Origin of the sequence: Cryptosporangium sp. NPDC048952, assembly GCF_043197895.1 — a bacterium.
Taxonomy (GTDB): Bacteria; Actinomycetota; Actinomycetes; order Mycobacteriales; family Cryptosporangiaceae; genus Cryptosporangium.
The window spans coordinates 545223-559331 of sequence record NZ_JBICTY010000007.1 but is presented as its reverse complement, the minus strand read 5'-3'; the positions used below and the strand labels follow the sequence as shown (position 1 = coordinate 559331).

14 protein-coding genes are annotated in these 14109 nt (G+C 70.6%); 12 read left to right on the top strand and 2 right to left on the bottom strand.

Annotated features, from left to right (window positions below):
* The first annotated feature begins 44 nt into the window (after window positions 1-44).
* From ACGFY5_RS36360 to ACGFY5_RS36350, 3 genes are read left to right on the top strand one after another with little or no spacing between them, the layout of a single operon-like run.
* Window positions 45-2291 (top strand): hypothetical protein, encoded by a 2247-nt coding sequence (locus tag ACGFY5_RS36360; RefSeq protein WP_392727609.1) that lies wholly within the window; start codon window positions 45-47, stop codon window positions 2289-2291.
* Window positions 2292-2313: 22 nt separating this feature from the next.
* Window positions 2314-2724: a VOC family protein gene (locus ACGFY5_RS36355; RefSeq protein WP_392727607.1), complete on the top strand. Its 411-nt coding sequence runs from the start codon at window positions 2314-2316 to the stop codon at window positions 2722-2724.
* Window positions 2725-2767: 43 nt separating this feature from the next.
* Window positions 2768-3889 carry a 5-methyltetrahydropteroyltriglutamate--homocysteine S-methyltransferase gene (locus ACGFY5_RS36350; RefSeq protein WP_392727605.1) on the top strand — a complete coding sequence of 374 codons (1122 nt, stop codon included), beginning with the start codon at window positions 2768-2770 and terminating at the stop codon, window positions 3887-3889.
* Here ACGFY5_RS36350 and mftF read toward each other — a convergent pair.
* Entirely contained in the window at window positions 3886-5301 is a 1416-nt protein-coding gene (mftF, locus tag ACGFY5_RS36345) for a mycofactocin biosynthesis glycosyltransferase MftF (RefSeq protein ID WP_392727602.1), read from the bottom strand. The two genes, ACGFY5_RS36350 and mftF, sit on opposite strands and share 4 nt — an antisense overlap.
* Window positions 5298-6014, bottom strand: coding sequence for a mycofactocin system transcriptional regulator (mftR, locus tag ACGFY5_RS36340; RefSeq protein ID WP_392727600.1), 717 nt, complete (start codon window positions 6012-6014; stop codon window positions 5298-5300). Before mftR ends, mftF begins: the two co-directional genes overlap by 4 nt.
* 35 nt (window positions 6015-6049) lie before the next feature.
* On the opposite strand from mftR, the gene mftA reads away from it, so the two are divergent.
* From mftA to ACGFY5_RS36295, 9 genes are read left to right on the top strand one after another with little or no spacing between them, the layout of a single operon-like run.
* On the top strand, window positions 6050-6166 hold the full coding sequence (mftA, locus tag ACGFY5_RS36335; RefSeq protein ID WP_392727597.1) for a mycofactocin precursor MftA: 117 nt from the start codon (window positions 6050-6052) through the stop codon (window positions 6164-6166).
* 4 nt (window positions 6167-6170) lie between these two features.
* Window positions 6171-6485 carry a mycofactocin biosynthesis chaperone MftB gene (mftB, locus tag ACGFY5_RS36330; protein WP_392727595.1) on the top strand — a complete coding sequence of 105 codons (315 nt, stop codon included), beginning with the start codon at window positions 6171-6173 and terminating at the stop codon, window positions 6483-6485.
* A complete protein-coding gene (mftC, locus tag ACGFY5_RS36325) occupies window positions 6482-7738 on the top strand; it encodes a mycofactocin radical SAM maturase (RefSeq protein WP_392727592.1) in 1257 nt (418 codons plus the stop codon). Before mftB ends, mftC begins: the two co-directional genes overlap by 4 nt.
* Before the next feature lie 4 nt (window positions 7739-7742).
* A complete protein-coding gene (locus tag ACGFY5_RS36320; RefSeq protein ID WP_392727588.1) occupies window positions 7743-10040 on the top strand; it encodes a mycofactocin system FadH/OYE family oxidoreductase 1 in 2298 nt (765 codons plus the stop codon).
* Window positions 10041-10081: 41 nt separating this feature from the next.
* Window positions 10082-10894, top strand: a complete 813-nt coding sequence (locus tag ACGFY5_RS36315; protein WP_392727586.1) for a mycofactocin-coupled SDR family oxidoreductase — start codon at window positions 10082-10084, stop codon at window positions 10892-10894.
* Between the two features lie 14 nt (window positions 10895-10908).
* Window positions 10909-11748, top strand: a complete 840-nt coding sequence (locus tag ACGFY5_RS36310; RefSeq protein ID WP_392727583.1) for a mycofactocin-coupled SDR family oxidoreductase — start codon at window positions 10909-10911, stop codon at window positions 11746-11748.
* 52 nt (window positions 11749-11800) lie between these two features.
* The gene (locus tag ACGFY5_RS36305; protein WP_392727581.1) at window positions 11801-12733 is read left to right on the top strand and encodes an AAA family ATPase; all 933 of its coding nucleotides are present in this window, start codon (window positions 11801-11803) and stop codon (window positions 12731-12733) included.
* A 24-nt stretch (window positions 12734-12757) separates the two neighbouring features.
* A complete protein-coding gene (locus ACGFY5_RS36300; protein ID WP_392727578.1) occupies window positions 12758-13744 on the top strand; it encodes a VWA domain-containing protein in 987 nt (328 codons plus the stop codon).
* 38 nt (window positions 13745-13782) lie between these two features.
* Window positions 13783-14094, top strand: a complete 312-nt coding sequence (locus ACGFY5_RS36295) for a putative quinol monooxygenase (RefSeq protein ID WP_392727575.1) — start codon at window positions 13783-13785, stop codon at window positions 14092-14094.
* Window positions 14095-14109 lie beyond the last annotated feature (15 nt).

Sequence of the window (14109 nt, the reverse complement as noted above, 5' to 3'; positions counted from 1 at the left end):
CTCTAGGGTGGGCCCCGTCCGAATCGGAGCGTCCGGGGGTTCCAGTGCCGACAGTCGTCGAGTTGATGGTGCACGGTGTCGGTGGTGCGACGCCGACGGAGCAGCTCGACGACCCGTCGCCGTCCCGGGTCTCCGGTGACGCGACGGTCGGCTTCTACCGGCACAAGAGCCCGCCGCCGGGCGTCGCACCGGACGACGCGCTGCTGGGCACCGGCGCCGACGTCCCCGGCGCGCGCAGTGCCGAGGTTCGCTCGGAGCTCGTGCAGGAGGCCTACTGCTGGAGCGGGCTGACGTCGGCGTCCGCGAGCCGGGCCGCGTGGCTGATCCTGCTCCCGTTCACGTTGGTCAACGCAGGCGCCTGGATGCGTCCGATCGGTCCGCCCGGGCGGGCGTTCAGGTTCGGCAGGGCGACGCACGACGCCGTGTCGCGTCTGCTCGCCTTATCGCTCACCGGCACGTTCCTGCTGGCCGCGGGTGGCGTCGGCATGGACCTCATCGGTTGGCAGTGCGCCGCGCGCCCCGAGTGCGGCAGCCACTGGTCGGTGTTGGAGTTCCTGGCCGCGCCGGGCTCCTGGGCCAACCCCGCCGGGCGTCGGCTCGCGCTCACCGCGCTGGTGCCGCTGGCGCTGCTCGGTCTGCTGTGGTTTCTGGCGCGGCGCAGCTGGGTGGCGTACGAGAGCGTGCGGTTCCGGGTCGACGTCGCCGAGGGCGACGGGGGACTGTCCGAGCCGGGGTTCTGGGAAGGCGAGTACCAGGTCGGGCGGTTACGCACCTTGCACGTGTCGCTCGGGGTGGTGACCGTCGCGCTGATGCTCACGGTGCCGGCCGTGTCGGTTGACGGTGACCTGGCCGGCCGCGTCTTGATGGGCGTCATCATCGGCGTTCTGGCGTTGGTGGTCGGAGCGACCGCGGCGCAGGGCAGCACCCGCGGGATCCCGGGACTGTCGCTCCTGCGGTTGGCGGCTTTCGGCGTGCTGGTCGCGTCTGTGGTGTACGTGCTCGCGCCGCACGACTGGCCCGGCCCCGGGCACCGGCTCCCCGGCTACGGCACGCTGCTGATGCTGTGGGTGGCCGGTCAGCTGGTGCTGCTGCTCGTGTCGCTCGTGGCGGTCACCCTGATCGGGCGGGGCAGCAGCGGGCAGATGCTGCGCGGGTTCATCGCGCCCGTGTTCGCGGCGCTCGCGCTGTTCTTCGGCATCGCGTACTCGGCGGCGGTGCTGACGCGGGTGTCGGACTGGCTCGGGCACGTGGAGGGCACCACGGAGATGCTGGCCCGGCCGCCGGCGGTCGTGTCGTGGGCGGCGGTGGCGTTCGGGATGGAGATCGTCCTGATCGTGCTGCTGGTGCTGTTCCTGGTGGTGCGGCTGACGCTGCGGGTTCGCCGGGGTTGGTCTGCGGTGCTCACCGAGTACGACGCGGTGCCGACCGGCCCTTCCACTCCGGACAGCGGTCCGGTGGCGGAGGTGTCGAGCCGGGCCCGCGGGCAGGCGAAGAAGATCGTGCGCATGCGTGAGATCGCGACCCTCACCGAGAGCGCGGGGCGCTCCCTGGCGCTCCTCATCGCGCCGCTCGTCCTGCTGGGCGCCTACGGGGTCGTGACGACGCTGACCAGCTGGGCCACGCCGCCGACCCCGGCGACGTACACCGCCCACTCCGGGGTCGTCACGTTGCTCTACAACGTGGGGTCCTGGGTGGTGGGTGTCACCGCTGTCGGTCTGGTGACGCTGGTCTGGCAGGCGTACCGGAACGAGGCGCTGCGCAAGGTCGTCGGCGTTCTCTGGGACCTCGGCACGTTCTGGCCACGGGCCGCGCATCCGCTCGCGCCGCCGTGTTACGGGGAGCGGTGCGTGCCGGAGTTGGTCGCGCGCATCACGCAGCTGACCGAGCAGGGGCACGGGGTGGTGGTCTCGGGGCATTCGCAGGGCAGTGTGCTGGCGGCGGCGACGCTGCTGAAGCTGCCGGAGTCCCAGGCGTCGCGGGTCGCGCTGCTCACCCACGGCTCGCCCCTGCAGCGCCTCTACGGTCGCTTCTTCCCGGCGTACTTCTCCGGTGTGCAGCTCGAGCAACTGGCTCGCCGCCTCCCGTGGTGGCGGAACCTGTGGCGGCTGACCGACCCGATCGGCGGCCCGATCGATCCGGTCGAGCGGCACGAGCCGCTGCGTGACCCGGTGCAGTTCTTCCCCACCGTGCACGAGGTGGCGTACCCGCCGGTGCGGTGGCACCTGGACTACCCGCTGGACCGCGCGTACGGGGACGAATTGTCGGCTGCCGCGGCGGCTGTCCGCGTGTGACCCCGGTCACTATGCTGTCCGCATGACTTCGAGACTCAACCCATATCTGCACTTCAGAGGCAACGCCCGCGAGGCGATGGAGTTCTACCGGAGCGTCCTCGGCGGCGAACTGCAGCTGATGACGTTCTCCCAGGTCGGTAGCGACGACCCGGAGATCGCCGACCAGGTCATGCACGGTCAGCTCGAGACGCCGCAGGGGTGGACGCTGATGGGCTCCGACACCCCGCCCGGCATGGACCACAACCCGGGCGACAACTTCACGATCAGCCTCAGCGGCGACGACGCGGACGAGCTCCGCGGCCTCTTCGAGAAGCTGTCGGCCGGTGGCGCGGTGCACACCCCGCTGGAGAAGCAGATGTGGGGCGACGAGTTCGGCGCCTTCAACGACAAGTTCGGTATTCCGTGGTTGGTGAACATTGGAGCGCCCCGCTAGGCACCATGGTGGGGAGCCGTCCGCGACGAAGGGGACCGAAGCGATGTCCGCACGAGTTCGTCCGCCGTTCCGCGCCGATCATGTGGGGAGCCTGCTGCGTCCGCCGCAGTTGCTCGGTGCCCGCGCCGAGTTCGCCGCCGGGCGCCTCCCCGCCGAGGAGCTGCGTCAGGTCGAGGACGACGCGATTCGCACCGTCGTCCGCGAGCAGGAGGACGTCGGTCTGCGCAGCGCGACCGACGGGGAGTTCCGGCGCACGTCCTGGCACATGGACTTCATCTACCAGCTCGGCGGGATCCACCGGGCCGACGAGCAGCTGACCGTGCAGTTCCGCAACGCGGAGGGCGGGATCGAGTTCACGTCCGCGGCGTTACGGGTCGACGGGAAGGTGACGCTGCCGTCGCCGATCTTCGCGGACGCGTTCTCGTTCCTGAAGGACACGACGAAGACGGCGACGCCGAAGCTGACTATTCCGTCGCCGAGCATGGTGCATTACCGGGGTGGGCGGGCCGCGATCGACTCGGCGGTCTACCCCGATCTGGACGAGTTCTGGGCCGACCTCTCCGCGGCCTACGCCGCGCAGGTTCGCGCGATCGCCGACCTCGGCTGCACGTACTTGCAGCTCGACGACACGAGCCTGGCGTACCTCAACGACCCGGCGCAGCGCGAGTTCATGGCGTCTCAGGGTGGTGACGCCGAGCACCAGCACGAGCGGTACATCGCGCAGATCAACACGGCGCTCGCGGGGCGTCCGTCCGGGCTGGCCGTGACGACGCACATGTGCCGGGGGAACTTCCGGTCGTCGTGGGCCGCGGAGGGTGGGTACGACTTCGTCGCCGAGGCGTTGTTCTCGTCGTTGGACGTCGACGGCTTCTTCCTGGAGTACGACGACGAGCGGTCGGGGGACTTCGCGCCGCTGCGGTTCGTGCCGCCGGGCAAGCAGGTGGTGCTCGGTTTGGTGACGACCAAGCGGGGGGCGTTGGAGACGAAGGACGTTCTGAAGCGTCGTCTGGAGGAGGCGTCGAAGTACGTCGACCTCGATCAGGTGTGTCTGTCGCCGCAGTGCGGGTTCTCGTCCACGGTGGAGGGAAACGCGCTGACGCGCGAGGAGCAGTGGGCGAAACTCCGCCTGATCGTGGAGGTGGCGGAGGAGGTGTGGGGGGTTTAGCGGCGGCGGGTGCCGGCGGGGAGGAGTGGGCCGGGGGTACCGGCCCGCAACGACCCCTCCCAGGTGCCCGCTGTGCTGACCACGTCGTCGAGGAGGCGGGCCGCCAGGTAGCGATCGAGGCGTGGGCGGCGGCCCGCCTGCCACCAGTCGGTGAGGATCGGGGTCACCAGGGCCGCGGCGAGTGGGGCGCGGAGGCGCGGGACGGCGAGGGCGGCGGGTAGGGCGACCGGCCACCAGACGCGGCCGATCGCGCGGGCCAGGCCCATCGCGGTGACGGGGAGGCCCTTCGCGACCAGGCGGGCTGCCTCGGGGATCGGATCCGGCACGACGGGCCGGAGCTGCCGGGCCACCAGCCCTGTGCCCAGCGCGGCCGCTGCAGCGGCCGCCACGGGCCGCCGGGCCGACGCGAGCACGACAGCAGCCGCTAGCGCCGGGCTCACCCGGGCGGCCGGGAGCGCGCCCGGGTGCCGCCGCTCGAGCAGCCCGATCGAGCGGGCATAGAGCCGCCGCCGCGCGATGAACGGACGCAATCGGGTCCGGTGCTCGTGCCCGATCGTCACGCCGGGGACGTAGTGCACGTTCCACCCCGCGTCGACGAGCTTCCACTCGAAATCGACGTCCTCACCGATGGGTAGGTCGACGTCGAACTCGCCGCCGATCGCGCGAACGGCCGCGAGCCGAACGAGGAGCGTCGCGGTCGGGACGTACGGCACGAGCGCGCCGGCCCGCACCAACCCCGGCGACGTTCCCATGTCGAGCGGCGAGTGCGCGGCCTCGTACTCCCCGAGCCACCCGGTGCCCTCTCCGTGCCCGACGACCCGGGGCGCGACCGCCGCGGCTTTCTCGTCGTCGAAAAAGGGACGAAGGGCATGCAGCCAGCCGTCCGGAACCACCACATCGGAGTCGACGAGCGCAGCGAACGGCGTTTCGACAGCGGCCAGGCCGGTGTTGCGCGCGGCGGACGGGCCACGGTTGGTCGCGTGGGCGACGAGCCGCGCACCGAAGCGGGTGACGACGCCGGCGATGCCCGCGTCGGCCGGCGACCCGTCGTCGACCACGAGGACGGACGCCTCGGGGGCGGTCCGGCGGACCGCCTCCAGGCAGCGGGCCAGCTCCACCGGACGGGCGTAGGTCGGGACGACGACAGTGACGTCGTCGACCTTCGCGGACGGGTCCCAGGCGGGGTGGGCCATGCCCGCGTCGAGCAGTCGGCGGGCGAGCTTGCGGTGTGAGCCGGCGCTCCCGACGGGCGCGCCACCGTCCCACGCGCGGATGATCGGCACCGCCGCCGCAGCCACCCGCAACAACCGCCCGGGCGACCCCCCGAGCAGAGTCCGCCCGTCCGGACTGATCCGAAGCGCCTCATCGAGCTGCACCCTGATCCCGGCAGGCGCCAACTCGCGGTCGGTCATCGGGCGTCGGCCGGGGGGCGAGCGGTGGGGACGCTGGGGGATTCGTGGCCGGTGAAGCCGACCGAGAGTTCGGCGATCGCCTCGTCGAGAAGGGGCTCGAGGTCGGTGCCCTCGTGCTGCAGCCAGTCGGTATACGCGGCGATCGCGCAGCCGAGCGCGGCATGCGCGACGAGCTGGGGGAGCAGTTCGGTGCTCGCCCGCCCGACCCGCGCACCGACGAACTCCGCGATGACGTCCCGCCAGCCGGTGAACCGCAGCGTGGAATGCGCGAACAAACTCGGCACGCCCAGGATCAGCGCCATCCTTCGACGATGCAGCGCGACATGATCGGCGTCGACACGGTTGAACGCGACCACCGCTTCGCGGAGCGCCGCCATCATCGGGACGCTCGACGGCGTGGCGGCGAGCCGTTCCCGCAGCCGGGACAATTCCGCGTCGAAATCGCCCCAGACAAGGTCATTTTTGGAAGTATAGTAACGAAAGAACGTACGACGGCTGATTCCTGCGGCACCGGCGATCTCGTCGATCGTCGTCTCTTCGAAGCCCCGCGTGGTGAACAGCTCCAGCCCGATCCGCTCCAATTCATCGTGGGACGTGGCCGGCGGGCGGCCCATCCGCACTGCTGGAACGGGCTCTTTCGGCATCCGCTCTTCCTTTCTGCATCCGGTGTCATTAGTGTTACGCCTGTTCCGGAGATGATGCCCGCTGTTCACACGGCGAGCTCCCCATCAGCGCAAAGGAGCTTTTCATGCCTGTCGAGACTTCGGAGAACACGGCCGCCGCCGAGACCGTAGAGATCGACCTGGTCGAGGAAGACCTGCTGGTCGAGGACGTTTCCATCGACGGTATGTGCGGCGTCTACTGAGCCCATGACCGCGGTACCGGAAAGTCCCGCGGTTCTGACGAGCTTCGACCTGGACCGCGCCTGGGGGGTCCACCCCTCGGTCGCGGTCCGGCCGGAGCCGTTCGGAGCCTTGCTGTACCACTTCGGCACCCGCCGGTTGTCCTTCCTCAAGGACCCGACGCTGCTCTCCGTGGTCACCTCGCTGTCGGATCACCCGTCCGCCCGCGCCGCCGTTGCGGCGACCGGGGCCGACGTGGCGCAGCAGCGACGCCTCGCCCGTGCGCTGGCGACGCTCGCCTCGACCGACATGATCACCGAACGGACGGAGGCGTCCTCGTGACGGCACCGACAGCCACGCGGCTGATCGACCACTTCAAGCTCGGCCTCGACGCACCGATCTGCCTGACCTGGGAACTGACGTACGCCTGCAACCTGTCGTGCGTGCACTGCCTGTCCAGCTCCGGGCGGCGTGACCCACGCGAGCTGACGACCGCGGAAGCCAAGGCCGTCATCGACGAGCTCGAGCGGATGCAGGTCTTCTACGTGAACATCGGCGGTGGCGAGCCCACTGTCCGCTCCGATTTCTGGGAGCTCGTCGACTACGCGACCGAGCACAAGGTCGGGGTGAAGTTCTCCACCAACGGCGTGAAGATCACCCCCGACGTCGCTGAGCGGCTCGCGGCGAGCGACTACGTCGACGTGCAGATCTCGCTGGACGGCGCGACGGCCGAGGTCAACGACCACGTCCGCGGGCCCGGTTCGTACGCGACCGCGATGCGGGCGATGCAGAACCTGTCCGACGCCGGTTTCCGCGGCTTCAAGCTCTCCGTGGTCTGCACCCGGCAGAACATCGGGCAGCTCGACGAGTTCAAGGCGATCGCCGACAAGTACGGCGCCCAGCTGAGGCTCACCCGGCTGCGTCCGTCCGGTCGCGGCGCCGACGTCTGGGACGAGCTGCACCTCCTGCCGCACCAGCAGAAGGAGCTGTACGACTGGCTGGTCGCGCACGGCGAGGACGTCCTCACCGGCGACTCGTTCTTCCACCTCGCCGCGTTCGGCGACTCGCTGCCGGGCCTGAACCTGTGCGGCGCGGGACGGGTGGTGTGCCTGATCGACCCGGTCGGTGACGTCTACGCGTGCCCGTTCGCGATCCACGAGAACTTCCTCGCGGGGTCGGTGCGGGATGCCGGGGGCTTCCAGGGGGTGTGGCGCGAATCGGAACTGTTCCAGGAGCTGCGTCAGCCGCAAACCGGTGGCGCGTGTCAGTCCTGCCAGCACTACGACGCCTGCCAGGGCGGTTGCATGGCGGCGAAGTTCTTCACCGGGCTGCCGCTGGACGGGCCGGACCCCGAGTGTGTGCAGGGGTACGGGGAGTCCGCGCTGGCCGGGGTGGTGGCGGGGTCGGCTCCGAAGCCGTCGCTGGATCACTCGCACCGCACCGAGCGGGCGCCGCGTAAGTCGGGGCCGGTGGCTCTGACCCTGACCACGCGTCCGCCAGACAAGGCGTGCGACGAAAGCCCACTGTCGGGCTTCTCGTTGATCGGTCCGTCCTCGGCGGGCTCCGGTTGCGCTTCCGGCGCCTGCGGCTGCTGACGTCATGAGAAACCCGGCGATCGGCGCGCTGCTCACCGAAGCGGTGCCGATCGCCGGTGTCCTGGCCCCGTCCCGAGTCGTGTTCGGTCCGCACGAGACCAACCTGGCTCGGGGCCGGGAGCTGGGCGATCGCGCGGGTGCGTACTACGCGGCCCGGGCTGCCGGTGGCGCGGGCGTTCTGGTCACCGAGATCGCGTCGGTGACGCCCGACGACTGGCCGTACGAGCGGGCGCCGCTGGCCTCGGCGTGCTCTTCGGGGTGGGCCGCGATCGCAGCGGCGTGCCGGCCGTACGGCACCGTGGTGCTGGCCGGGCTCGGGCACGCCGGGCTGCAGGGGTCCAGTGCGTACTCGCAGTCGGTGCTGTGGGGGCCGTCGGCGGTCGCGGACGTCGTGACGAGGGAGATGCCGGCGGTTCTTTCGTCGTCGGAGATCTCGTCGGTGATCGACGGGTTCGCTTCGGCGGCTGCGTCGGCGGTGACTGCCGGGCTCGACGGTGTCGAGATCAATGCCGGCACGTACTCGCTGGTGCGTCAGTTCCTCTCCGGACTGACGAATCTCCGGTCCGACGTCTACGGCGTGGACCGTTCCCGCTTCCTGCGGGACCTGATCGCCTCGGTCCGGGCCGCAGTCGGCCCGGATCGGGTGCTTGCCCTGCGTCTTTCCTGTGATGAGGACGCTCCGTGGGCGGGGATCACGCCTGATCTGGCCGCGGGGATCGTGGATGAGGTGTCCGGCAGCGTCGATCTGCTGACCGTGGTGCGGGGTGGGCATTACTCGTCGACGCGGTACCGGCCCACGGCTCGGACCGAGCCCGGATTCAATCGGGAGCTGTGCCGGGCGATGCGTTCCGCCGCTGCCGGGCGGGTGCCGGTGGTGTTGCAGGGAAGCGTTGTTTCGGCCGCTATGGCGCAGGAGGCGTTGGACGCCGGGGTCGCGGACCTCGTCGAGATGACGCGCGCGCAGATCGCCGAGCCGCGGCTCGTTGCGCTCGTGCGGGCGGGGTCTGCGTCGCGGGTTCGGCCGTGTCTGCTCTGCAACCAGGCGTGTCAGGTGCGTGACGTGCGCAACCCGATCGTGAGCTGCGTGGTGGAGCCCCGCTCCGGCCACGAACTTCTGGACCCCGCCCCCGACGCGCCCGTTGGCGTGCGGGACGAGGTTCTTGTGGTGGGTGGAGGGCCTGCTGGGCTCGAAGCTGCGCGGGTGCTGGCGTTACAGGGGCATCGGGTGCGGCTGGTCGAGCGTTCCGGGATGCTAGGTGGTGCGCTTCGTGTCGCGGCGACCGGGCCTGGTCGGGAGCGGCTTGCTGCGTTGGCCGACTGGCAGGAAGCCGAGTGTCGGGCGCTCGGTGTGCGCATCTGCCTGAACACCGAGGTGACTCCTGCCGAGGTAGCCGATCGCCCTGTTGTCCTGGCGACCGGCTCCCGCTCCCTGACCCCCGACCGCGCCGCCGCCTGGCGAGCCGCCGTCGGGCGAGCCGCCGCTGGGCGAGCCGCCGCCGAAGCGGTCCCGTTCGAGCGCTCCGGGACGCGCCGGAATGGGCCCGGTCCGGCGGATTCCTCCCTCGCGGCGCCAGCTCCACAACTCGCGCCGGCTGGCTCCGTGCCGGTTGGACGTGGGGTGGGGCCTGTGGTGGCGGACGTCTTGGCCGTGTTGGCGGGGACTGCCGAGTTGCCCGACGGGCCCGTGGTTGTGAACGACCCGATCGGGGGGCCGGTCGGGGTCGGGGTTGCTGAGCTGCTCGCGCAGGATGGGCGGGACGTGCGCGTCGTGACGCCCGATCCGGTGCTCGGTGCGCGCACACCCGAGCTCGCGGAGGTGAATTTCCGGCTCGAGGCGCTCGGCGTGCGACGCGAACTCCGCACCCGCGTCCACGCCCTGCACGCCGGCGCTGTGGAACTCGAACACGTCTGGACCGGCACCCGCCGCACACTCGCCTGCGCCGCAATCGTCGACTGCGGCCACCGCCTCCCCGACGACACCTTCGCCGACATCGAAGGCCCCCGAGCCGGCGACTGCGTAGCCCCCCGCACCGCCCTGGAAGCCATCCGAGAAGCCCGCCAAGCCGCCCACTCGATCGCCCTGCGCGTGTCCGGGAGGACGGCGGGCGGGGTGGGTACCACCGCGCCCGCCCCCACGGATGCACCGTTCGCGGCGCCCGCGAACCGCGTGGCGCGGCCGGCGGCTGGGCCTCCGCCCACGATGGCGCCCCGCACGGCGTCGATCCACACAGGCCCACCGTTACCCGCGGGGCAGAAGCCCCGCGCCTCAGCACTGCGCGTGACATCGATTACCGCGCAGTGATTCCCCACCGAAATACGCAATACAGATAGAGGAGGCGCGCGATGGGGCGTGTCGAAGGAAAAGTCGCGTTCATCACCGGTGCCGCGCGCGGACAGGGTCGTAGCCATGCGATCCGGCTCGCCGAAGAGGGCGCCGACATCATTGCCGTGGACCTGTGCGCGCCGGTCCGCGGAGTTCCGTACGCGGCGAGTACGCCGGACGACCTCGCGGAGACGGTCAAGCTCGTCGAAGCCCTCGACCGGCGCATCATCGCCACGCAGGTCGACACCCGCGACCGCGACGCGTTGAAGTCAGCGATCGACAGCGGCGTGGCCGAGCTCGGCAAGCTCGACATCGTCGTCGCGAACGCGGGCATCTGCATCGTCGGCGGCTGGGACCAGATCACCCCCGAGGTCTGGCAGGACACGCTCGACGTGAACCTGACCGGCACCTGGAACACCGTGCAGCTCGCCGCGCCGCACCTGATCGCCAACGGGGGCGGCTCGGTCATCATGACCAGCTCCGCCGCCGGCCTCAAGGGACTGCCGTTCCTGACGCCGTACGTCGCCAGCAAGTTCGGCGTCACCGGCCTCGGTAAGGCGTTTGCGCACGAACTGGCCGAGCACCACATCCGGGTCAACACCCTGCACCCGACGGGCGTGGAGACCCCGATGGGCGGCGGCGACGGGACGGCCGCGTTCGGCGAGCTGCTCGCCGCGCACCCCAACCTCGGCGGAATGCTCGCGAACAGCCTGCCGATCGAGACCACGCAGCCGGTGGACCAGAGCAACGCCGTGCTGTTCCTCGCGTCCGACGAAGCGCGGTACGTCACCGCGCTCAGCATGACCGTCGACGCAGGCAACACCCAGTACTAGAGGGAGGAACGAAAATGGGACGCGTTGAGGGAAAAGTAGCCTTCATCACCGGTGCCGCGCGCGGACAGGGTCGTAGCCACGCGATCCGGCTCGCCCAGGAGGGCGCGGACATCATCGCGGTCGACGTCGCCGAGGACATCCCGAGCGTCACCCGCTTCTACCCGGGTGCCACCGAGGCCGACCTCGCCGAGACCGTCACGCAGGTCGAAGCCCTCGACCGGCGGATCATCGCCAGCAAGGTCGACGTCCGCGACTACGCCGCGCTGAAGAACGCCCTCGACGCCGGCGTCGCCGAACTCGGCCACGTCGACATCGTCAGCGCGAACGCGGGCATCTTCCTGCACAGCGACAAGACTCACGAGGTCAGCGACAGCGACTGGGACGACGTCCTGGACATCAACCTCAAGGGTGTCTGGCACACCGTGAAGGCCGCGATCCCGCACCTGATCCAGCAGGGCACGGGTGGCTCGATCATCCTCACCAGCTCGACCGCCGGCATCAAGGGCACGCCGAACGTGGCGCCCTACACGGCGAGCAAGCACGGCGTCGTCGGCCTGATGAAGACGCTCGCGCTGGAGCTGGCCGAGCACAACATCCGCGTGAACAGCGTCCACCCGACCGGTGTGGCGACGAACATGATCCTCAACGAGACCACGTTCAAGCTGTTCCTCCCGGACGAGGAGCACCCGACGCAGGAGCAGGCCGCGCCGGTGTTCCAGAGCACGAACGCGCTGCCGGTGCCGTGGGTCGAGCCCATCGACATCAGCAACGCGCTGCTGTTCCTGGCATCCGACGAAGCCCGGTACATCACCGGTCTCGAGCTGAAGGTCGACGCGGGTTACACGACGAAGTGATTGGCCGTGGCCGGCCCCTTCGCCGGGGCCGGCCGCTTACCAAAGGATAAGAATGACCACATACGCCACCCCCGACGTGGTCGCCGCCCGGGGACGAGTCGGTACCCGGCTGGTCGGCCGGGAACGCGAACTCGACCTGGTGCTCGCCGCCGTCGCGGCCGGCCGGGACATCGTCCTGGAGGGCCCGCCCGGCACCAGCAAGACGACGATGCTCACCGCGATCACGCGCGAGTGGGGCATCCCGCTGCTGTTCGTCGAGGGCAACGCCGACCTGACCCCGGCCAAGCTGGTCGGCCACCACAACCCGGCGCGGGTGCTCAAAGAGGACTACAGCGAGGACAACTTCGTCCCCGGTCCGCTCTCCGAGGCGATGCGCCAGGGTGGCTTCCTCTACATCGAGGAGTTCAACCGCGCCCCCGACGACACACTGAACACGCTGCTCACGGCCATGGCCGATCGGCGGCTGTCGATTCCGCGGGTGGGCACGATCGAGGCCCTGCCGACGTTCCGGATCATCGCGTCGATGAACCCGTACGACAACGTGGGCACGACCCGGCTCTCGTCGAGCGTGCACGACCGGCTCTGCCGGCTCGCCGTCGACTACCAGGACGCGTCCGCGGAGGAGGGAATCGTCGTGCTGCGGACGGGGCTCTCCGCCGAGGGCGACCTGGTGCGCGACGCCGTCGCGATCACCCGGGCCACCCGCGAGCACCCCGACGTGCGCCAGGGCTCCAGCGTCCGCGGTGCGATCGACCTCGCGCTCGTCGCGGTGCAGCTCGGTGCGCTGCGCGGTCTGTCGGTCACGGATTCCGCCTCCCGTGCGTCGACCGATCCGTATGCGGTGCTGGTTCTCGACGCCATGCTGGTGGCCCTGTCCGGGCGCATTCACTTGGACGAAGCCGCCGACACGACGCCTGAACGTGTTCTTCAGGAGATCTGGGAGGACCGGTTCATTCTCCAGCCGTCGGCGGCGCAGCCTGGTTGAAGAGCAGTGGAGGCGGACTCGCCCGTGACCCGTCGCTCTGATCGAGCGGGGCGGGGGAAGCCCCTCAAGCGCAAGCCGAAGCAGCTCGACGAGGAGCCGACGGAGTTCCGGCCGTCGAAGTCGTCGTCGGGATCGGGGAGGGTGCTGACCGGGCGGGGGCGTCCCAAGAAGGGTGGGCCGCAGTTGCCGGGGTCGGTGGCGCCGGGGACGACCGACGAGGAGGCTTCGCTGGTCGTGCTGGACCCTGATGCGAACGGGGCCGACCCCGCGGTGCGGGCCCGGGCCCGGGAGATCGCGGCACGGTTGTCGCTGCGGCGTCCCCGCCGGGACCGGCGCCCGCACCGGGGCGTCGGCGACCTGGCGTCGCTGCCGTACCGGGACTCCTCCGCCGACCTCGACCTCGACCGCACGCTCGACGCGCTGATCGGCAACCCGGACGAGGTCGACGACGAGTCGGGCATCGATCGGCGGATCATCGTGCGCGAGCGGGTGCAGACCCGTCGGTCGGTGGTGCTGGTCGTGGACGTGTCCGGGTCGATGAAGGGTGAGCGCATCCGGACCGCGGCGGCCACCGTGGGCGCTGTCGCCGGTGAGCTCGCCGACGACGACCTCGCGGTGATCGCGTTCTGGTCGGACGCGGCGGTGCTGTTGCCGCTCGGTCGGCCGGCGCGTCCGATCGACCTGCTCGATCTGTTGCTGTCGGTGCCGGCGCGGGGGCTCACGAACGTGGGCTTTCCGTTGCAGCTCGCCGCGCGCGAATTGGCTCGGGTGCCCGCGCGGGACGCCCGGGTTCTGTTGCTGTCGGACTGCGTGCACAACGCGGGGCCGGATCCCCGGCCGTTGGCGGCCCGGTTGCCTCGGTTGGACGTGCTGCTGGACGTGGGCACGCCGCCGGGGGAGCACGATCTCGACCTGGGTCGCGATCTCGCGTTCGCGGGACGGGGCCGATTGAAGCCGATTCACTCGCACCGCGATGTGGCGCCCGCGCTCACATCGATCTTCGCGTCATAGTTCGCCCGCTGCCGGGCGTCGAGAAGAAGGAGCCGCAGATGCCGATCATCGTTGCCACCGTCCTGCCCAAGCCCGAGGACCGCGAAGCGGTCAAGGAAGCGCTGCTCGCCGCCGCGCCGCTCGTGCACGAGGAGAAGGGCTGCCACCTCTACGCCATGCACGAGAACGACGACCGGTTCGTGGTGATCGAGAGCTGGGAGTCGCTGGAGGACATGGGGACGCACGCTTCCGGTGATGCGTTCACCACGATGTCGGCGGCGCTGAAGGACAAGCTCACCGCGCCGCTCGACGTAGTCGTCCTGGACGCGCTTCCCGCCGGCGACCCCGCCAAGGGCGCGCTCCCGGCATGAACGCGCCGGTAGCCG

What these genes read in the sequence shown, in the direction of transcription:
- mftA (WP_392727597.1), top strand. Translation starts at nt 6,050, where the DNA reads ATGCCTGTCGAGACTTCGGAGAACACGGCCGCCGCCGAGACCGTAGAG.
- ACGFY5_RS36350 (WP_392727605.1), top strand. Translation starts at nt 2,768, where the DNA reads ATGTCCGCACGAGTTCGTCCGCCGTTCCGCGCCGATCATGTGGGGAGC.
- ACGFY5_RS36320 (WP_392727588.1), top strand. Translation starts at nt 7,743, where the DNA reads ATGAGAAACCCGGCGATCGGCGCGCTGCTCACCGAAGCGGTGCCGATC.
- ACGFY5_RS36295 (WP_392727575.1), top strand. Translation starts at nt 13,783, where the DNA reads ATGCCGATCATCGTTGCCACCGTCCTGCCCAAGCCCGAGGACCGCGAA.
- mftF (WP_392727602.1), bottom strand. Translation starts at nt 5,301, where the DNA reads ATGACCGACCGCGAGTTGGCGCCTGCCGGGATCAGGGTGCAGCTCGAT.
- ACGFY5_RS36355 (WP_392727607.1), top strand. Translation starts at nt 2,314, where the DNA reads ATGACTTCGAGACTCAACCCATATCTGCACTTCAGAGGCAACGCCCGC.
- mftB (WP_392727595.1), top strand. Translation starts at nt 6,171, where the DNA reads ATGACCGCGGTACCGGAAAGTCCCGCGGTTCTGACGAGCTTCGACCTG.
- ACGFY5_RS36305 (WP_392727581.1), top strand. Translation starts at nt 11,801, where the DNA reads ATGACCACATACGCCACCCCCGACGTGGTCGCCGCCCGGGGACGAGTC.
- ACGFY5_RS36310 (WP_392727583.1), top strand. Translation starts at nt 10,909, where the DNA reads ATGGGACGCGTTGAGGGAAAAGTAGCCTTCATCACCGGTGCCGCGCGC.
- ACGFY5_RS36315 (WP_392727586.1), top strand. Translation starts at nt 10,082, where the DNA reads ATGGGGCGTGTCGAAGGAAAAGTCGCGTTCATCACCGGTGCCGCGCGC.